This is a genomic window from Vallitalea maricola (assembly GCF_036985595.1).
In the GTDB taxonomy this organism is placed as follows: domain Bacteria; phylum Bacillota; class Clostridia; order Lachnospirales; family Vallitaleaceae; genus Vallitalea; species Vallitalea maricola.
The window spans coordinates 13,741-34,729 of record NZ_BTPU01000045.1 but is presented as its reverse complement, the minus strand read 5'-3'; the positions used below and the strand labels follow the sequence as shown (position 1 = coordinate 34,729).

Below are 20,989 nucleotides of genomic sequence, written 5' to 3'. Positions count from 1 at the left end.
TGACATATTACCAAATTGCTTATATATTCATATCATCAATTTGAAGAATGTTTCTTAGTTTCTCTTTTTCCATTTCCTTAGAAAATTCATCATATACTTCTATGAGTTCATCAGTATTACTCTCTAAATTAGGAAGGGTACTATTTTCATTTTTTTCTTCAGAATGGTTATTTATAGGTTCTTCTTGTATAGGTGCAGGTTGATTATTGACTAGCGTATTTCTTTCTTCATATGGAATGCTGGTCATAAAAAATCTTTCCCAAGCCATTTCATATTCTTCTTGGATATATAATGAAAATTCCAAGGTCTTACGCAGTTCTGTATGTATCCTGGTAAAAGCTTTTACGTCTGTTGCGGCAGTTATTACATGTATTGCTCCAGTAAGTATTTCAATATCTTCTGGTAAGCCTTCTACCACCAAACCTAGGAAAGGAGCTAGAATATTAATTGGAGCAGGAGAATTTTCATAAAAATAATGAATCGCTGATAAATTATTCTGGGGTTCTATGTTGTTGATGAGTTCATCTAGTGTAAAGCTATCATTTAATATGATAGCTTTGTCATAGACATCTCTGTGAATATAAAAAAAATCATCATTTTTAGATAAAACCAGAGTGTTGATAGTAGTAGGTAAATATCGTTTTTTTGAAGTTACTAGCATTTGATTGCCTCCTTATAAATATTTTAATGTGACTAATCTAAAAAAGTAGTTATTTGAATACTTTACTAGGATCAACAGCTTCACCGTTAATATAAAGCCCTAAGTGTAAATGAGGACCAGTACTTCTACTACCAGAATTACCGGAACTTGCTATGACTTCATATTGGTTTACTTGTTGTCCTTGGCTTACGATATAATGATTTAGATGTCCGTATATAGTTCTAATTCCTTTGCCATGATTGAGGATAACATAATAGCCTAGAGCATCACTATGTCCTGCTTTTTCAACAGTACCATTAAATAGAGCAGTTACTTCTGTTTTTAAAGCAGCTGATAAATCTATTCCATTATGGAACTGTATTTTATCTTTTTCTATGGGATCGGTTCTTGTACCAAATCCAGATGTAACATGGCTGGATTTATTCAAAGGATAATTAAGATTATTTACATCTCCTAATTCGGGATATGTTATAGCTTTTTCATATGCCTTTTTTTGAGAGTTTAATTTACTTTTAAGCTGTTTAGATTTTTTTTCCATTTCCTTTGCATTTGCATTATCAAAAGATAATAGATCTAGTTGTTGAACTTGTACTTTTCTCTCCTTTAATAAATCTTGTATATGAAGTTGAATTGATTTATATTCTGAATCTAACTCTAAAAGATACTCCACAGTGTTATTTCTGTTTTCGTAAACAGTAGTTTTTAATTCTATTAGCTGTTGTTGAAGGGTATTAATCTCAGAATCATATTTACTAAGGATGTTTTCATAATTAGTTGAATAAATATCTATAGCTTTTTCTACCATTTCATCTTTATTGATTTCTGTTTGCACACTATAATACTCTTTGGTTATATCTTGTAACAATTTTTCTTCCGTTTCTACAGAAACTACTTTTTCAATTCCATATAGATCCAATAGGGCAGAAGCATTTTCTGCATAGACTGTTATAGGGCAGCAGATTATAAATATAATAACTGTAATAATTATTTTTTTCATATTTATGCCTCCTAAGCTATTTGATTTTAATTAAAAAAAGAGTAAATAGTATTTATTTACTCTTTTCTAAAATTTTATTATTCAAGATAATATTGGATTAAATAGCTTTTAGTTAGTTAATGGGTTCCAGAAGTACTTAAATCGTCTGATGAAGATTTTTCTGATGAATAAACAGCATATACACTATAAGGAATTGAATCTAAAGAATGTGTTTTACCAGCTAGTGTTACGCTTCCATTTCCTCCATGATGTTTGTATTGTAAGCAGTAAGTATCTCCAATAGCTTTTATATTAGCGGCAGCAATAACAACTGTTGAATCATTCATTATCTTTTTTAAATTGCTGTTGGTTATATTAGAGCCGTGAGGTACGAATATAGTTGATGATGGAAGTTTAAAGGTAAAATGCCACCTCTGAGCCTGTTGATTGTAGGCATAATCGGAGAGTAGATTACCTGGGTTCCTGTTCATACCGTAAGTGTATGGAGTACCTATGAATGTTCTATTTCGTTCATTAAGCTGCATGAATTGTGCATTTCCGTATGTGTGGTATTTTCCTATAGGCATACCTATAGGTATTTCATTACCTTGTGAGTCAACATTATAAGTATTGTCTCTAACAAATTCGGTAATATCTTGCTCTTCTTTAAGATAATTACGTCTGGCAGATTCTTCTTCCCAGTTAAGAGTAATTGGGTAGTCTAATATGGATTGCCCACCACCAAATATATTAATAGGCTGATATTTTTTATCAACTTCCATATATACATCCAAAGGAGTTAATTCTCCTGTATTTAGATTGAGTCCATAATAATAAGGAATGATTTGCATATAGGAATAATAATTACCGATAGTTTGTATATCCATAAATATTGGATAACCTACTCTTAACGGCTGCCTTTTTAAAGCCTCTATATTATTTATTGAAGGAGATAGAGGAAAACTTAAAGGTGCTTTTTGGAGAAAATCAAGGCAGCCGTAAGTATTAAGATAATTGGTAATTGGTGAAGCAGATTCGCCTCTTATATCTACTGAGTTACCTATATAATTGTTCTGTTGATCTATTTGTACTTTTGGTACTACATTAGGTATATACCAATCAGTAGGAGTTACAGGTTTCTTGAATATATTAGAGAATCTAAAATCACCTGTATCTTCCATAACAAGATTACCTATACGACCAACAATATCTATGTTATATTGCTTAAGTGCGGAATGTCTGGCATTTTTATTATTATACCTTTTCTTATTAGTTGGTTTAGTATTATCAATACCAGAGCCGTTATTGGCAACAGCATAGAATTTTACGCCAGCACTTATGGCTTCTTTATTAGCTAGTGGTAAATAAAAGTGATACCATTCCTGATTAATTGGATATAAAGAAATCTCTGAACCAGCAGGGTATAGGACGTTATTATAAATTACATTATAATCAAACTTAGCAATTTTTTCAGAAGTCCATTCAGTTGTATCCATGTTATCTGTAAATCCTTTACCTCTATACTCACTGGTTTCAGCAAGACCTAATGCTCCATTTCCATAAAAATCACCTTCGTTAGGAAAATATATTTTAAATGGATAATCAAGCATTAGCATATCTCCTGATGAAGTATTACCATCTGGAAGTTTGATATTTGGATTAGCTGGAATTACTTCTAGTATTGTTTCATACCAGTCATCAGGAGGTTGAGATAAAGTCTTTTCAGTTTTAACAATGGATGTTAGTGTAGGGGATAAATCAGGTATATATGGCGTTCCTTTTGCAGGAGTGATAACTCCATTAGATACAACTGCGGGTTCATAGTTAGCATTATTTATTAGGATAGTAGGTTCTCCAACTGCAGGGATGGTAATATATTCTGGTTCTCCGTTTCCAGGCTGATTATAAGCAGGAACTGTAAAATAATTACTGCTAGAACCTGAGTAAGAGAAATTTGATAGAGCATAGTTAGAAACACTACCCCCATTATTTCTTGCTAATCTTTCTGCATCAGCACAAGAATCAGCACTACGTCCTGAGGTAGTACCATATCTATAGCTTGCTATTATACTGTTGTTTTTATATAGATTAGTCCCATTCCATGATAAAATATCACCTGTATCTACGTATACGATACCATTTCCATATTGACTGTTAGTATAATATTTTTCATGGTCTAAATGTTGATAGTAACCACCACCAGCACCATATAAATTAACTCTAACTGTTGCTGGATTTTTAAAAGTATAAGAGCCTGAATAAATATTTTGTTGAGGTACGTTGATAGGTGGTACATAATTTGGATTCTTTACTATCTTCTCAGGGATATATTCAGGGTTTGTAATCGTATATGGGTTTACATAATCAGGATTGTCCATTTCTCTTTCTTCATAGATTGTATATTTATTTGGTACCCATTCACATGTATCGCCATTTTCTTTCGTAATAGAAAGATTATCGGCTATAATATATTCATTGGTATTATCGGTGTTATTAGAGTTACCATTTATTATATTGACTCTTAATTTTGCAGTATTAGCTGGTGACCGGAAGGAGATATTCATAGTTTTAGTCTGTACATCTGAGTAAGATTCTGAGGACCATGTATCCAAAACATTATCATTCGAATCAAGTGCTTCTATTAAAAAGTTACCAAAGCAATTATGACATTTCATCATACCTGTAAAACTGTAATTGATGTTAGGTTCAACGAGAGATGTTGTAACATATTTTGCTATTCTATTAGATTTAGCCGGTACTTCAATATAAAAAGAACCTTTTCCAGCTATTTTATCATTGCTTTCTATCCTTTTAAATGTTACACCATCTTTATTATTAACTTCACCTATCCAGTTAACAATATTTCCATTAGGAGTAGTTTCTTCTGCATTACCATTATAAATAAAATTTTGATAAGGATGTATTTCTTTCAGTTTCGTAACATATTCAGTTATATCTGGTTGTAGATTTCCGCCAATATGATTATCATTGTCAAAAACACGTTGATCCATTGATGAATCTATTGGATATATAATGGCTGATTCAGCGGATACAGGATTATGTATAACTATATCATTTATCTTAGTGAAATTTTCTGAGTCTTGATATTTAGTTTCGTAAGTAAGACCTGATTCTCCATAATCAGGGTTATATTCATCTTGATAATGTGAGCTTTTTCCAGTGCTTAATATGTTTTTATAGAATACTGAAGATGTACCCGTTATGTATTCGCCATTACTTATAGTATCCTTAATGTCTAAACCTGTTTTTACAATACGCAGAGGTTGAGAAGGGCGGGGAGGTCGTATTATCGTATGAGCAGGATCATCATCTAATATGGTCATTGTTTTGTGTTTGTCTCCTGTACCATTATACTTTGTTTTTGGTGAAAAGAATTCTCCATTGTAAGAGCCTACATTAATTTCATAACCTAACCATTTGGCACATGATTCTGGATTATTAAGCCACATTTCATCAAAGGTACTGGCTACTTTTTGAAACTGTTGTTGTGATTTTACTATCTCAGATTCTTTATCGAAATATAATAAGGACTGGTCTCCAGAAGATGTTTGCAAGATAACAAAATCAGATATTACGGTAGCTTTGTTTTCCATATTTCTTCTGGAATCAAATTTATTATATTCTTCTGTTTGTTTATCTATATTATCTGCATTTAACTTGTGATAGTTTTCCTGAGTTGAATAGCTGTTATTGGTATAAAGAATACCATGAGCATAATCTGAATTATGTCCAGAACCTGAGACATAGGGTGAAGAACCTAGACCGTTACATTTGTTTGTTCTAATACCTTCATCCCATACGACTGTATCATGCTGTTGTGGTTCGAGACTGTATCTTATTCTTCCGTCTTTGGAGGATTCTGTTTTTGCTATGTTATAAAATATATTGGGATCTCCCTGAACGATGTCAGCAGTTACTTCATCCGTGTCTAGGAGAGTGATCATACCATTAACCATACTACGATGTATCTTCCATACATTAACATTAGTAATTTTTGCTGTATCATAAGTTAATTCTTGTTTCCATGTATCTTCTACAGCAGGTAATTCGTGAGTATGGCAAGGACCACATAGGATATGAGCAGGGATAGAACCAGTTACTGTTATTGTATAATTACCGGGACCTCCATCATGACCACTTGCTGCAACATAATCTTGACCATCATCACCACCTGTTGGTGGATCTCCAGAAGGTGGAGTAGGGGCTATATATTCTTGTCCAGGGTCTGCATCACCAGATGGACCATCATTTCTACTATCTGTTGTTATATGTGCATTCCAGTTATTGAAGGTTCTTGTTTCTTTATCACTTGCAGCTGTATGGGATATTTCATAATTACTTATAGTAGATATCCAATCTTGGGCTTGGGATTTGGCTGTTTCATAATTAGAGTAATCCCATGAGTTAGTAACACTTGTACCATGGTCCCAGTAGGAGACTGAGCCTGTCCAAGGTAGTGAACCTGTCCATGTTGCTGAGATAGTTAGATCTCCACCATGCACATTAACGCTAGTGTCAGAACTGTTTGCACCTGATGGTGAAGGTAAAGTATAGCTGCCTGCTTGGTCTCCAGTCTGAAATTCGCAAGGAGTTCCTGAAAACTTTGATTTATAGGTTCTTGCAATTTTTTGGTCTTTACAGTACTTAGCATGTATCTCAATTATAAATTCACTACCGCCAGTTGCAAAATACAGGTCTCTTGTAGTTGGAGTACCAGCCATAGCTTCAAAAGTTTCTCCATAAGGGCGACCTTGTTTTATTTCAGAAGCATATGTAGGTATTGTATAAATTACTGATGTTGGGTCAGGGGTATTGAATGTTTTTTGTCCAGTATTAGTGGGTATTGCATTTAGAGTAATTGCTTTTTTCTTTGAACTTAATTGTACTTCTATGGATGATTTGTATTTAAAAGTATATGAAGATGAAGGTTCAACGGGATAATCCATAACTTCGTGAATATATTCCAAAGGAACTTTACCTGTAATAAAACCCAATAAATCATCTTTATCAATATACTGCCAATCACTAGAGTAGGAACAGTTATTTGTTGTAGTCAATTGGTATTGGGAATTTAATATGTCAGAGTAAGCACTATCTGATGGATGCATAACCTCAAGATCTAGTTTGATTTTCGGGTATCCAGCTTCAAAAGTATCATAACTCAATTGTTTGTTCCATGCATCCTTTTCTAGATTATTTATGTTGCCTTTTAAGGTTATTTTGATGACATCACCAATGACCGTGGCATTTTCTTCCTTTATCATTTCAGGTGAGGGTGCATCTGTTGTGATGGAAAAACCTCCTGTTGGATTATCGGGAGGTGCAAATGTTTGATATGCGGATACTAATACAAAACCATAATGGGAATCTTTGAATGTTAGTGCTTCCATAATTCCTGTTATTTCATCCTGAGTTGTTTTCCATTCAGCTGAACCTGAGCCGGTATATATTCTGCTTGATTTACCAATGACACCAGATTGACCCCAAGCAAAACCATTGTATTTGAAAGCATTACCATAATAACTAGTTATCCTTTTCCAGTTAGGGGCATCAGAGATTGATTTATTGACTAGGTTTTTAATTATTGTTCTTGTATGATCGCTTCCATATTCCCATTCAGATTCAGGAGTATCAAAAGCTGGGGCAGTAGGGGAGGTGAGATGATTGGCAGCTGTTACACCTGATACAAACATCATATAATCTACACATGGAATATACATATATTTAGAGGAATAATCAGGTGCTGATACTCTTACGACGGTATCTATTGCTACAATAGGGGGATTGGTTAGAACATCATCTTTGATAATGTATCTTTCTATTGTTTTATAGATGTTATCTTGAAAAGGGGGTGGGGCTAATACGTAGAGTGTCATTAAGAGTTGGAGGTAGCCTAGTTGGTTTGCTAATTTTTCATGGTCTTGGATAGAATCTTCATTAAAGTGAGTAAAGCTATTTAGGTTACTTTGTAAAACTAGAGAATTATTTTCCGAAGACCAATCTTTTAGTATATAATTCCACACTTGTTGACATTCTGATGCAGAGTTGATATCTAACACTTCTAACCATTTACCACCTGCTAAATCTGTAATTTGATTGGTTGTTAGTTTGTTTTTTAATTCTTCATAAAATATATCACCTCCTATGTAACTGTCACCAAGTTTTCTAAGTTTATAGGAATTAAATTGACTATCTACAGGGTCAAGATTCGAAGAACTTGAGTTATACCATTTAATTACTGAATTATCTACATAAGCATCTGGAGGGCAAAATATTATTGAATTAGACATTCGGGGAAAATGGTTAACGTATTGTTGTTCTATCTGTTCATTTACAGGTATAGGGTATTTATCATCATAATTTAAGGGCTCTCGAAACTCTTCGGATATAATACCTACTCTAAAGCAGGGTGTTTTACATATACCACCACCTTTACCAGTTGTTCCACCTCCAGGAATAGAGCCATGCCCACCTATTGTAGCACCATTATCTGGTACATAGGCATTACAAGGTATAATTGATGTTATTAACATAAATATTAGTAATAATGTTGATATTTTACGTTTCATATAATTTTGTCTCCTTATAAATTAAAAAAACGTATAAAAAGATAGTCTTATACGTTTTAATATTTACATTATTTAATTGATTTTAGTTTAACTCTATGAAGAGTACCATTGATACAATAAAATAGACGACCACCATCTCCATCCAAATATCTATAATCTTCGTTTTTTTCAAATATTACTAGATAACCTGATTTGTTATACGTAGCAGAAAAAACTTCATAATCATAGGTAACTTCTTTGCCTGATAGTATTCTATCCATTCTTTCGATCGAATATTTATTACGAACAGTCTCTGTTCCTAAAGGAAGTACACCAATAGCATCAATTTCTTCAGAAGTATAGTTATTAACATAGTCGTCTAATGCTGCACTTTTTAGATATTTCATAGTCAGTGTATATTTAGAATCAAATCCAGATTTTTTCATTGTTACAGTATTACCATCAATTTCAAAACCAGACATAAGGGCATCCATAGATATACGCACATAACCTCGCAGGAGTAAATTATTAAATTGATTTTGTTGTTTGTATATTCTTAATACTATAGTAATAGCTTGTTCTCTAGTGAGATTGCTTTTTGTATCAAAATAACCTTTTTCAATAATTTTAGAATTATTTATTATTGGATTTTTAATGCCCTTTATATAGCCTCTGCTATAGGCACATATTACAGCTTCTCTAGCCCAGATAGAGGCTTCATCTAAATCTGATAATTCCTTAACAGCATTCTCTCGAACTCCGAGTCGTAATGTATGTAAATAATTCATAAACATAACAGCAGCCTGCTCTCTTGTTATTAGTTCATCAGGGTGGAATTTATGGTTACCATCACCGTTAATAATACCAAGTATGTTAGCAACTTTTATATAAGGATTGTCTGTATCGGTAAAATATTCGGTTGTAGTTACTTTAGAGAGAAAATTTTCAGGAGTCAGAGTCTGAAAATGCCATTCGCTTTTAGTATCAAAGTGAGCACTATCAATTGTTTCATTTCTAGCAACAAAAATAGCAGTAACCATTATTTCGGCAAATTCTTCTCTAGTAATAGGTTGCTTATAATTATTCTGCAGATGTTCTGGGATATATCCTTTATCAATTGCCTTCATAACATCTTCTTTTGCCCAATATGAGGGTTCATCGTCTGCTCCATATATCATTATATTAGTACTAAACATCATACTAATAATTAATAATAGTGACAATATTCTTTTCATATGTATTAATCTCCTTTGAATGTTTGTTTGTTGTTAATAATATATCACACTAGATAGAACATTACAAATAAAAAGCCTTCTATAGTGTATTGATATTAAAATAAAAGGTTTTAGTGTTTAGTATATAAAATAATTTTGTTAGCTGTATCTATATGATATTATTTATTTTATAAATATAAGAGTATAGTCTTATACGTTTTTTATATTTAAAATTATTGGATTGATTTACATTCTAATATATGCCATTTTCCATTTGAATAATAATGTATACTAAAACCCGTTCCAGCCCAATATCCATAATCCTCGTTTTTTTCAAATACAGCCAGATAACCCGATTTGTTATATGTAGCAGAAAATATTTCATAATCATAAGTAACTTCTTTCCCTGATAGTATTCTATCCATTCTTTCAATAGAATACATATTACGAAGAGTCTCTGCACCTAAAGGCAGAACACTAATTGCCTCAATTTCTTCAGATGTATAGTTATTAACATAGCTATCTAATTTTGCACTCTTTAAATATTTCATACCCAATGTATACTTGGAGTCGAAGCCAGATCTCTTCATTTTAATAGTATTACCATCAATTTCAAATCCAGACATAAGATCGTCCATATTTAAACGTAAATAACCTCGCAGGAGTAAATTGTTTAATAGACATCTTTTTTGATGTGTTCTTAATATTATTGTTATGGCTTGTTCTCTAGTGAGATTGCTTTTGGTGTCAAAGTATCCCTTTTCAATAACTTCCCATGAATCATCTAAGAATACTGGATTTTTAATGCCTTTTATATAGCCTCTACCATAGGTACATATTACCGCTTCTCTAGCCCAGCTAGAGGCTTCATCTAAATCTGATAATTGTTTAACAGCATCATCTCTATCATCAGAATCTACTGTATGTAAATAATTCATAAACATCACAGCAGCCTGTTCTCTTGTTATAAGTTCATCAGGGTGGAATTTATGATTACCATTACCATTAACTATACCAAGTATGTTAGCGACTTTTATATAAGGATTATCTGTATCGGTAAAATATTCGGTTGTAGTTACTTTAGAAAGAAAGTTTTCTGGCGTCAGTTTCTGAAATTCCCATTCGCTTTTAGTATCAAAGTGACAGCTATCATTTGAAATGTTATTTTCAGTAAAAATAGCAGTAACAAATAACTCAGCAAATTCTTCTCTTGTTATAGGTTGTTGATAATTATTTTGTAAATGTTCTGGTACATACCCTTTATTTATTGCTTCTTTAACATCTTCTTTTGCCCAATCCGAGGGTTCATCTTCTGTTCCATATATCATTATATTAGTACTAAAAATCATACTAATAATTAATAATAACGACAATATTTTCTTCATATGTATTAATCTCCTTTGAAGTTTTATATATTGCTAATAATATATCACACTAAATAGAATTTTACAAATTAAAACTCTCATTCCATATACTTTATATCACAATAATAACCTGCCGTAGCAGCTTCTTTTATAGTAGGGTACAGGTTTTCAGCATTAATAGAACTAGGTAATTTATCTGCGTAGCAGTAATACTTTATTCCATCTCTTGTATAACCTGCAACCATTCTAGCTTTTTGTATCTTAGAACCTGCGACACTAAAGGCGGAGATTGGTCTAGAAGTAGCTAAATCTACGTTTTGTACAAGAGCTAATACGGAAGGACCTTCAATACAATTAACGCCGGTATAAGTAGTTAAATCTCTTGGAATGTAGAATGTATTAGCCCAGCGGGTATTTGTTTCATTCAATTTATTAATTGTGTAGGAGATATTAGAAGATATAATTCTACTGATTTCCCCTAGATTATCTTCTGTTGACGAGATACCAGGGGGTAATCCTTTATGTTTTGACAACATATTATTATTTAACTTTAAAGCATATTCACCACCCATATTAAGGGCATAGGTGGACCCATTATACTCATATTTATAAGGCAATTTTGGACCAAATTTCAGATCCCAGTCACCATCACTAAGTTCATTTTCTGGATAATTATTAGCATTACTTATAAGTGTAGGGGTAGCAATATAGTAGCCATCGTACATAGCAACTACAAAAGCAGGAATAAAATTCATTTTTATGTGATCTTCGTTAGTTTCATCAAAGTTCAAACCATAATTAGCTGAAAAAACATCTATAAAAGTTTCTAGAGCTAGTTTAGGGTCAGCGCTTAGATAGTTGGTTTCTGAATAATCCATAGACAAATCTTTTGAATTAAGCAGCTCATATATAGCTGCATCGGAAGCATAGTCAACGGCAAAAGACAACTTTAATTGTTCAAACTCTTGTATATCTTTTTGTATGTAATTTGAAGAAAATACAATTAATCCTCCCAAATAGTATAAAGATACTAATAAAGCGATACCTGTTTTTTTCAAATAATAACCTCCTAACCATGAAAAATTATCGTATCATACCTGCGAGCTGGAAATCTAATTTAGGAGTAGAAACTTTGTTGAAGTATACAGCCAGTTTTTGAGCAGTAGTATGGTCAATAGCTTGTACATCAACTTCAATAATGTCACCTTGATCCCAATCAGTTATCTTATCAGTTAGGACGTAGGTACAATATGTGCTTCCATTTCCATCTGGATTAACAATTCTCATATAACGTTTAATTTTTATATCTACTACTGCACCATAAGAAGAACAGCCAACATAAAAATCAGTTTTATCTAGCTCAGAGATATGACCAGTATCAGTAACTTTATCAATAAAATTTGTCATTTCATTTAATATGGATCTTTTGATTGTTAAATCTCTGCTTAAGGATTGAATAATAAGTGGTGCAATAACAAGTAGTATGAAAACTAAAAAAAGACCTATAATTCTGTTAAAAAAATCACTCATTGGAAATCACCCATTTTCTTTGTATTTCTTTACCTACATATAATTGGATATTCATATCTCTTACAGTAGGCATAGCTGCATAAGCAGCTTGTAAAGCAGGAATTCTATTAGTAAAAAATACAGAATCTATATTAATGACAGTGCCATTTATTTCAATAATCTTTGGTTCAGGGAAATACTCATCTGCTACAGCTAATAAAAGCATAGTATCATTAGAATTAAAATCTTTTTTATTTGGTAATAACTCTCCCTGAGTTTTCAACGCGGTTTTTTCAATCTGTACTCCAAAACCACCTAATTCATTTCTATAAAAAGGACGAGCAAGTGAAACTGTTATAGGTATCAAGATAGCTAATATTATTACTGTTGTGACAATATCAATCATATCATCAGTTTGCATGAGTCTACCTCCTATGGTTTTATTACGATATCATAAACTTCATTTTGTTTGGTTATATCACAGTTTATTTGGTATTTGAATAATAATTGTAGATCGTCAATGGAATTGACTCTAATTCCATGAGCCCCACCAGAAATACTTCTGATTGAATCACTATTTTTTAACAGAGCTATGTAAATAGAAGAAGCAGGTAAGTCTTGTTGATAATCAATTATCGCTTCTATTTCTGAGGAGTATGTACTAGATATACCATTAGTAATCATATTTGACATGGATCTATAGAGTTGTTGTCCACATGTTACAGTTATCCAGCATATACCTACAATAAAGGCTATAACTACTAATACTACTCCTTGTCTAAGAACGGAGTTAGCTTCATTTTCCATATGCAATCCTCCTGAATTCTATTCTATTAATATCTCCATTTGCATTTTTTACTACAGTAGATTTATACTTTGATTTGTAAGGAAGTATATTTTCTGATATATTTGTTAAATCCCATTTTGTATCATTAGATGGAAGAGAAGTATTCCATTTGTAATTGAATCCATCTTCATCTCCTATTGTTGTATCAACCCAGACCTCTGGATAGCCTCTAGTTTCAAAAATTATTGATATAATATCTTGGGGATAAATTTCATCATTTTCTTCATACCTAAAGTAAGTACGAAATTCTTTTGTCACAGCTACTGCATCTATTTCACGCTGTTGAGCTCTGCCTGCCTCACCAGCCATTCTTACTAGTATTACTACATTTACCAGTATAAGCGAAGCTATCATAAGTTCAACAAAAATCCATATAGCTTTACTCCATTCATCCAATATATATCGCCTCCTTAAGTATTTGAAAAAGTCCTTAGATTATATATCTAAGGACTTAAGAAACTATTGTTGTGTAAAACAAATACCAACTATAGTTCCGGTTGTATCTTTTATAATTTCTGCAAGGAATTTTGCCGTAGGTCTAATGAATGCATCTGTTCCAGATTTTTTAGCCTCTAAATAGTTCATGTTATAAGTCATCGTTCCAGAATTACCAGTATCAAGATTTTTTACATACCAAGATTCACCGTCTTTTTTGTCAAGATTTGATAGTTTATAATCTCCACCTTCTGTTACATCTTTAAATAAAGCACCATAATTATAACCTACATTTGCACCGTTCTCCATTAGAGCTTTAGTTTTAACAACTAATCCATTAGGTTGTCCTTCAAATAATTTCAAAGCAGATAATACCTGAGTTCCAGACAGCATCTGCTGATCATAGTCATCATAAACAGCTAACTGCATTGATTCAAGTGAGTTTTGAACTGTTGTAATACCTTGATTAGTTGTGTTCCTTGTAAATCCTAAAATTGTGAATACTACTGATATAAGTACTCCTAAAACTATAAGTGCGATGGCAATTCTTGCACCAGTACCCATTTCGCCTTCCATGAGTTATTTTCCTCCTTTAAGTTGGACTAAATTGTCCACTAGTTATATTATTTTTACATATTTTGCTTTGTAAACTATGCGAGCTAGAATCAGCTGATTTTTAACTTGTTATAAGCTTTATAAAAATCTACTTCTTCTACAAGTACTTCCAAAGTATTATGCTCTTTTTTGAATTTTCCTGTAACCTCGACGATATCACCTTTTTTCATTTTGGCAAGTTCTCGAGCTTTGGCTCCTTTTGCAACACAATGTGCTACATTGTAATTGCCGTCATAAGATTTATATTTAACAATAAAAGGTAAAATTTCCATGCAGGTGTTATTTTTAATCAAGAGACCTTTTGTTTTTACAACATAGCCTCCCACTTGAATATAATTTCTTTCAGGTTTACTGTTAATTACTTGTTTAGCAGTAATGATATACATAAAAGTAAACAGTTTATTATCAGCTGTTGTCTCTGAACGTAGATAATATTTTACCTCTACGCGTCCTTGCAGATTGTCTAGAATATATTCAGAACCAACGGCAGGTATCTCAATACCTTCTACAATAACTTTAGAGACTAAGAAGTTTTCACCATTAACTTTTCTAAAAATCTCTCTGCTTGGAGTTAGTGTCACGATACTTGTGCTACATTTCATTTTTGTGCCTCCTTACAATTATAATTTCTGAAATTCTTGAATAGCGAAAAAGAATTCTTTCAATCCTAATATTCCCAATGGCATGATTATGTAACAGGCTGTAGTTAGTAGTAGGGGTGCCATTGATAAGGGACTTACAAATGAACGCTTTTTCTTGAGTATTGATTGTTGTGTGATTTCTCTAATTCTTAATAAATGATCCCTCTCTGATATCAGGTCGCTGAAAGCATCTGCTAGAGAAATCTGATGAATGGTTAATATTAATTTATCTACCATTCTTTTGAACTCTGGCAGTGCAACTTTGCTTTTCAATCTATGTAGTGCCAGTTCTGGGTCTGAGGGATATTCATGATAAGCATCAATAAGTATGTTTCTATGTACACGTGATTGACGTTGCAGCCAATATAATGTCTCCATAGTGTCTGCTGATGTATTCATCAATATGGTGATTATAGTCTGTAGTTGTAATACATCTTCTTCTGCTTCAGTTTTCAATAACCATATACGTGCTTTTAGCACTATTTCCGGAATTCTCCATGAGATAACTGCTATTATGTAACATATTAATAGCATCCACCATTTGAAATAAGTGTTATAGTAAGTTTTATATTTAGTTTGTAATCTATCTATTTGAGATTTCTTGTCAAATTCTTCTAGATGGGGTAGATAACTATTAACAAAATCTTCTGTCCTATTACGAGAAAGCATAGGGTGGATATTCAAGTATATTTCATCCATTTTTTGTCTAGTTGCAATGCCTTCTGCATCAAGTTCTTCTCCGCCAACCAAAGAGACTTCCCTAACATTGCTAAGAATAAAATCTTTTCCCAATTCAACTGAGAAATAAATAAAGAAAAGGCTTAAGGTAAAACCTAAGACGAAGCATATTACTTTATTTGCATATAAATAGACTATATCTTTACTGGACATAGATTTCTCTAAGTAATATTTTTTCTTTTTTATGACTCTAGGTTTTTTTGGTATTATATTTTTGATAAAACTCTCAAAGCTTTTGTTGGAAACAAGCTTATTTATGAATGCATTCCTATCATCTTTTTTGACAACCATTGGGCTGTTAATCTTGGTAATAGTCATATATCCAACAATAGCTGATACAAAGATCAGTACTTTCGATATATATCCAAGAGGACCATGATATATAATAGCAGTCCCTGGTATCTGTTTGATAAAAAAGGCTTCTATCAATCTAAGGGTGACAAGAGGTACAACTGGTAAGTATTCCAAAATACCAAACTTAGCTTTTTGTAAAACCAATCTTTGTATTTCCATCTGTACTTCCGAGTGCATCATACCCATTGCTTGTATGAAATTAGATGATCCATTTGATAATTTACTATCACCTGCATTATTCAAAATGAAACAGACTCCGGAAAAAGTCTGTAAAAGTTTGAAAGGTGTAGAAGCATAGAATTCCTCAAGTCTTCTTTCACCATCAACAGCTGTTAGTATTAGATAGATATCTTCAAAAGCATGTTTCAACAAAGGACCTACTTCAGCTTCAGAGATTGCATCAGGTATTACACCTAAACGAAGATAAGCTTGTCTTATAGAAGATAAAGCTTCTAGTAGCTGTTTTAGTAATTTGAAATGAATTCTATCTATCTGTTTATCAACTAAAACGTTCTTAGCCATAAAGGCAAATATTAATAGTAAAAGAGAGGTAAAGATATCTCTGAAAATTAGTATTCCAGCAATATTGATACCCCAAAAAGTACCAATGGATAGGGAATACAACTTAACAGCTGTAGCTTTTATCTCTCTTTTAGTATAAACAGATAGACCTGCTATTCTATAATATAGTTTTTCTATTCCATTTCTTGTCAAGAAAAAGTTATCATACTTCTGAAACATTTTGTTGTAATACTTATAATTCTTAGTTTTTTTGTTTCTGGATTTCTTGTCCTTTCGTATAACTATTATAATAGCTACTATACCAAGAACACATGTAAGTATAAGAGGTAATAACATCATCATAATAACTACACCTCCCAGTTTTCCTGGACAAATCTAGAAAAACTAATGCGTTTATCTTTTGGTATACAATTCATGATGTAATGAGTGAGTTCAGGAGTAAACCATTCTAGAGCCACATACGTATCAGTAGCCAAATCATATTTAAGAATATCTCTAGTAGTAAAAGTCTGTCTGTCAGTAATTCTGGTGTAATATTCTTTGGTTATTGCATTCATTGAATGTACTGGGTCCTGCTTTTTATAAGTAGGGTAGGGTACACCTTCATCCAATTTGACGATTTCTGAAATACGCTCAATATAACGCTTGCCATCTGTAGTATAGTTTAAGTGAACATCAATACGCACAATGTCTATGACCTGTTGTTCAGCAGTAACCATAGATGTAAATCCACCAGCATTAACGAGGGAGTTACGTAGAGCCCTAACTAAGTCAGGAGCTCTGTTGGCATGGTGGGAAAATATAGTGAATATAGAAGCAACTTGTCCCATTTGAATCATACGAGCAGCTATAGGGTCTGTTGCAACCTCACCAACTATGGATACGGCAGCGTCTGATTTCTTTAAGGCATCTTGAAGTTCAGAAGCGCTAACAAATTCAGTTTCTTGTACCGAGAGAATATTCCTTTCTGGATATAATTCACGAAGATACATCTCAGGAGCCATCTCTAGAACACGAATCGTATATTTGGGGTCAATGAATTCTATTAATGCAGTCATAAGAGTTGTTTTACCTGAACCTTGACGTCCGGTAACTCCGCATGTCACTTGTCCCATCATAAGATATTTTAGTAATTCAACAACTATTGAAGCATTGTGCACATAAGGTTTCTCTATAAGACTTCGTAGAGATACATCATTAAGTGAAAATTTACGAACAAAAACTGCCCAGTATTCTGCGGCAGGTGGTCGTAGAGCAAGGACTCTTGATTTATCATACATTGTATTAACCAGATAACCTCTTTTTTCTGTAAGGGGTCCTGGATTATTATATCTGCAGATAAGCTGTATAACACGTCTTAGTTCTTGCTCAGTATTAAAAGTCATGAATCTTAGATGAATGTATTTACCTCTGAAATACAGCCAAACTGATCTTGGGGCTTTTAATACAGTATCATCTTTATTTAGATTAGATAATATAGAACCAGATGTACCACAGTTAAAGCCGTTTATATCCATTTCACGTAATGTATCAATAATCCCGAAACCTTTGTATTTTTGATAAACAAGTACTGTAAGTAAATCAACTAGTACAGGATAGGTCAATTTGAAATGCTTTGTTGCATATATCATATCTATATCTTCAGTAGTTATAGCATATGATGGTGATGTCTTGCTTTCTATAATGTATCTTTCTCTATCTAGTTCGTATTCATCAATAAGTTTGGCTAAAGCTTCTTTTCCATATTTCTTTTTATAGAAATACATTAGAACCTCGAATTTTATTCTAGTCTCTAGTGTTCTAGAATAAAAATCAAATACGCCGTTGATATCAGAGATTGTAGGTAATTCATCCATGATAACGGAGCGTATCAAGTCTTGGACAATAACTTTAGCAGAATCGATACCATAAACACAATTGTTCATAGCATCTTGAATACGTGCTTTTCTTTTGTAGAATGATTTAAAGTCTTCATCACTGAAGCCATTATAATTTTCTTCTTTTATAAGGTCTGCTAAAGTGTATTTTACGGTGTCCACAAGTTTATCAAAAGTCATTGCGTCTGAATGTTCAATATCGTGCTTTTCATGTTTACTCTTAAGATACCATATAACTAATACTATAAAACCCCCGAATAATACAATTAAAGTTAAGGATAGATTGGTCATTTGTTTTTCCCCCAATCTATCTTTATACCTAAATTGCTCATGACCAAATAGCATAGATCCCTTATATCTGCATGAAGATTGATTACCCTAATATCTTTGTTGTAAATATAGGGTAGTAGTTTATGTAAAGAACCTGTATTGGTCATTTTTTTAATAAATGGATTGTTAGTTATTTTCACTATTTTAGATGGCTTTATCCCCATTATCTTAGCCACGTCCCTTAATGCACTTACATTAGGGTCATAATAGTTTAATGCATAGACTACCTTGCTATAATCTGGGAAAATATCGCTATCTTTCCAATTCTTATATTTATTTATAACATCCATTCCTTGTGAAGCAAGTACTATGATAATATCTGCATTTGATAATATTTCTTTAGTGCTTTCTTCATAAGGTTCAGAATTGATTTCTGTAATTATAAGATCATGTGTCAAGTTGTTCAATACGAATGTCAATAATTTGTCACTTTCTTCTGTAGTAATGTAATCGCTCGATGTCTGCATGATGTCCAGGTTATCAGTTAGAGGTGTAAGATAATCATTAATATCTTTACCAGTTATACTATTTGCTTCTAACATCCTTATGACTTGGGTAAGAGATTTGGTTCTATCTTCAACTTGATTCAGCCCAAGAGCAATATTGAAAGCATCTGATTCTGTCCCTGTATATGTTAAACATACTTTCATATTGGTTACTTGGGCTATTGCAGAACCAAGTAGAACGCTTAATGTTGTACAACCTTGTCTACGTACAGGTGAATAAACTGCTACTTTCATGTCTGCCACCCCTTCTTAAGTATTTTTATAGCATCTTTCATCTTCATATCAATATTTGGTGCTATAAGTTTTGCAATTGCTAGATTAATCTTTTTACTTGGTAGGGGTAATAGAAGGTTCTTGTTTTCTAAAACTTCAAGGGTTGAAATTAATTTCAAAGTGATAGGAATATTAATGGTGTCTTTTGATTTATCTTGTTTGCCATCATACATAAGCTTTATCTCTTTGTAATCATCAACGCATTCTAAAAATTCCTCTTCACCATCTTCAAAGTTAGATCCTTTTACATGAATATAGTATTGAATATCTTCATGTATTGTATCTCTTAAATCATATATGACATGGTCAAAATCATTTTGTTCTAATTCTATCTCTTCCCACACCTCATCAGGAGTAGCGTCTGTGACACAAATCATTATGTTACCTAGGTGACCCAATGAGGAATAATCTTCTATCAGCCTTTTGAAATGACAATCATCTGTTATGACTATTACATCTCCAGTAGCTTGTAGAAGTTTCATAAGTGGATAGAGTATAGGTCTTTTATCAGTAAAACCTAAAACACCTATTCTCACTATTTCATCATCCCCTTCTCCGAGTTTTGTCCATCTTGTGTATTTTGTTGCTCTGCATTTTTTTGGTTTTCATAAGCAGCTCTTTCAGCTTCTTTTTCTTCTTCTTCTAGTCGCTTTTCTAGAATTGTTTCATATTCTTTTCCTGCTCCGTTAATATCACTTACTATTTTACTTCTTCCACTAGATAGATTTGAAGAATCAAATTCTGATACTAGATTTATTCCTTTTTCGATGATATCACGTTTTTCGATATTAAGTTTAGTGTTGACTTTCTCAATTACGTTGGGGTCCTCAGTTATAACTGAAAGGATATTATCGGGTACTGAATATGATACTTCAGAAGGCTTTTGTACTCCTGGTTCTACGTATTTTACTAGATTGACCGTAGCTCCATTTTCTTTTTGTAGGAAGTAATCAACTAATGCACCATTATATATATGACGTTGGACACTAGTCAAATAAGTTTTAATGGTTTTTTCATTAATGGCTTCTACACGAATATGAGATAGAACTATATATTTTTCACCATATGGATAAGTGATTTCATAATCAATATAATCGCCTACTTCTAAGCCTACTGACCAAGTATCAGCTATAAGGTCTGTTTCTCTAATAGTATCATCCATTTCTTCTTTCATTAACAAATCATCGGTTATTAATGTACCAGGTGATATACTAACCTTATAGTATTTACCTAATAAATCTTCTGGTTCCTGGGCATAAGAGCCATTAATGATTGATTCTGGTACTTTAACTTTTACTAGATCCTCCAGGTTGATTTCTTTCCCTGGTTTCGTCTGTGTTCTAACAGAGTATACATATTTCAGTTTACCTATGTCTTCTAGGGTAGAGGATAGAATTTGTATTTCACTCTCATAGTCAGTTTTCATTTTGTCAATGTAGTGATTCCAAAAATACAACTGTCCACCATTTGTTAACAATGCTACAATAATAGTAACTATGAGATACTTAATCCAATTTCGCATTATTAAGCTCTCCTTTATATATATAATTCTTGGTAT

The 20,989-nt window shown here is 32.5% G+C and carries 17 protein-coding genes; all 17 read right to left on the bottom strand.

Annotation, left to right across the window (positions count from 1 at the left end; translation table 11 throughout):
* Window positions 1–19: 19 nt before the first annotated feature.
* The 17 genes from AACQ14_RS14100 to AACQ14_RS14020 all read right to left on the bottom strand — a co-directional run bounded on the left by AACQ14_RS14100 (window position 20) and on the right by AACQ14_RS14020 (window position 20,953).
* A complete protein-coding gene (locus tag AACQ14_RS14100) occupies window positions 20–661 on the bottom strand; it encodes a hypothetical protein (RefSeq protein WP_339364219.1) in 642 nt (213 codons plus the stop codon).
* Between the two features lie 49 nt (window positions 662–710).
* The gene (locus AACQ14_RS14095) at window positions 711–1,658 is read right to left on the bottom strand and encodes a peptidoglycan DD-metalloendopeptidase family protein (RefSeq protein WP_339364218.1); all 948 of its coding nucleotides are present in this window, start codon (window positions 1,656–1,658) and stop codon (window positions 711–713) included.
* Window positions 1,659–1,774: 116 nt separating this feature from the next.
* The gene (locus AACQ14_RS14090) at window positions 1,775–8,227 is read right to left on the bottom strand and encodes a hypothetical protein (protein WP_339364217.1); all 6,453 of its coding nucleotides are present in this window, start codon (window positions 8,225–8,227) and stop codon (window positions 1,775–1,777) included.
* Window positions 8,228–8,295: 68 nt separating this feature from the next.
* Window positions 8,296–9,441 (bottom strand): S-layer homology domain-containing protein, encoded by a 1,146-nt coding sequence (locus AACQ14_RS14085; protein ID WP_339364216.1) that lies wholly within the window; start codon window positions 9,439–9,441, stop codon window positions 8,296–8,298.
* A gap of 212 nt (window positions 9,442–9,653) precedes the next feature.
* Window positions 9,654–10,805, bottom strand: a complete 1,152-nt coding sequence (locus tag AACQ14_RS14080) for an S-layer homology domain-containing protein (RefSeq protein WP_339364215.1) — start codon at window positions 10,803–10,805, stop codon at window positions 9,654–9,656.
* A gap of 77 nt (window positions 10,806–10,882) precedes the next feature.
* Window positions 10,883–11,842 carry a hypothetical protein gene (locus AACQ14_RS14075; RefSeq protein ID WP_339364214.1) on the bottom strand — a complete coding sequence of 320 codons (960 nt, stop codon included), beginning with the start codon at window positions 11,840–11,842 and terminating at the stop codon, window positions 10,883–10,885.
* Between the two features lie 25 nt (window positions 11,843–11,867).
* Window positions 11,868–12,314: a hypothetical protein gene (locus tag AACQ14_RS14070; protein WP_339364213.1), complete on the bottom strand. Its 447-nt coding sequence runs from the start codon at window positions 12,312–12,314 to the stop codon at window positions 11,868–11,870.
* Window positions 12,307–12,714, bottom strand: a complete 408-nt coding sequence (locus AACQ14_RS14065; RefSeq protein ID WP_339364212.1) for a hypothetical protein — start codon at window positions 12,712–12,714, stop codon at window positions 12,307–12,309. Before AACQ14_RS14065 ends, AACQ14_RS14070 begins: the two co-directional genes overlap by 8 nt.
* A gap of 11 nt (window positions 12,715–12,725) precedes the next feature.
* On the bottom strand, window positions 12,726–13,100 hold the full coding sequence (locus AACQ14_RS14060) for a hypothetical protein (RefSeq protein ID WP_339364211.1): 375 nt from the start codon (window positions 13,098–13,100) through the stop codon (window positions 12,726–12,728).
* A complete protein-coding gene (locus AACQ14_RS14055; protein WP_339364210.1) occupies window positions 13,090–13,536 on the bottom strand; it encodes a hypothetical protein in 447 nt (148 codons plus the stop codon). The genes AACQ14_RS14060 and AACQ14_RS14055 overlap by 11 nt, the downstream gene beginning before the upstream one ends.
* A gap of 63 nt (window positions 13,537–13,599) precedes the next feature.
* Window positions 13,600–14,151, bottom strand: a complete 552-nt coding sequence (locus tag AACQ14_RS14050; protein WP_339364209.1) for a hypothetical protein — start codon at window positions 14,149–14,151, stop codon at window positions 13,600–13,602.
* Window positions 14,152–14,240: 89 nt separating this feature from the next.
* Entirely contained in the window at window positions 14,241–14,792 is a 552-nt protein-coding gene (locus AACQ14_RS14045; protein WP_339364208.1) for a hypothetical protein, read from the bottom strand.
* Between the two features lie 18 nt (window positions 14,793–14,810).
* A complete protein-coding gene (locus tag AACQ14_RS14040) occupies window positions 14,811–16,787 on the bottom strand; it encodes a hypothetical protein (RefSeq protein ID WP_339364207.1) in 1,977 nt (658 codons plus the stop codon).
* 5 nt (window positions 16,788–16,792) lie between these two features.
* Complete coding sequence (locus AACQ14_RS14035; RefSeq protein WP_339364206.1) at window positions 16,793–18,613, bottom strand: ATPase, T2SS/T4P/T4SS family; 1,821 nt, start codon at window positions 18,611–18,613, stop codon at window positions 16,793–16,795.
* The gene (locus AACQ14_RS14030; RefSeq protein WP_339364205.1) at window positions 18,610–19,392 is read right to left on the bottom strand and encodes a hypothetical protein; all 783 of its coding nucleotides are present in this window, start codon (window positions 19,390–19,392) and stop codon (window positions 18,610–18,612) included. The genes AACQ14_RS14035 and AACQ14_RS14030 overlap by 4 nt, the downstream gene beginning before the upstream one ends.
* On the bottom strand, window positions 19,389–19,967 hold the full coding sequence (locus AACQ14_RS14025; RefSeq protein ID WP_339364204.1) for a hypothetical protein: 579 nt from the start codon (window positions 19,965–19,967) through the stop codon (window positions 19,389–19,391). The genes AACQ14_RS14030 and AACQ14_RS14025 overlap by 4 nt, the downstream gene beginning before the upstream one ends.
* On the bottom strand, window positions 19,967–20,953 hold the full coding sequence (locus AACQ14_RS14020) for an SAF domain-containing protein (protein ID WP_339364203.1): 987 nt from the start codon (window positions 20,951–20,953) through the stop codon (window positions 19,967–19,969). The genes AACQ14_RS14025 and AACQ14_RS14020 overlap by 1 nt, the downstream gene beginning before the upstream one ends.
* Window positions 20,954–20,989 lie beyond the last annotated feature (36 nt).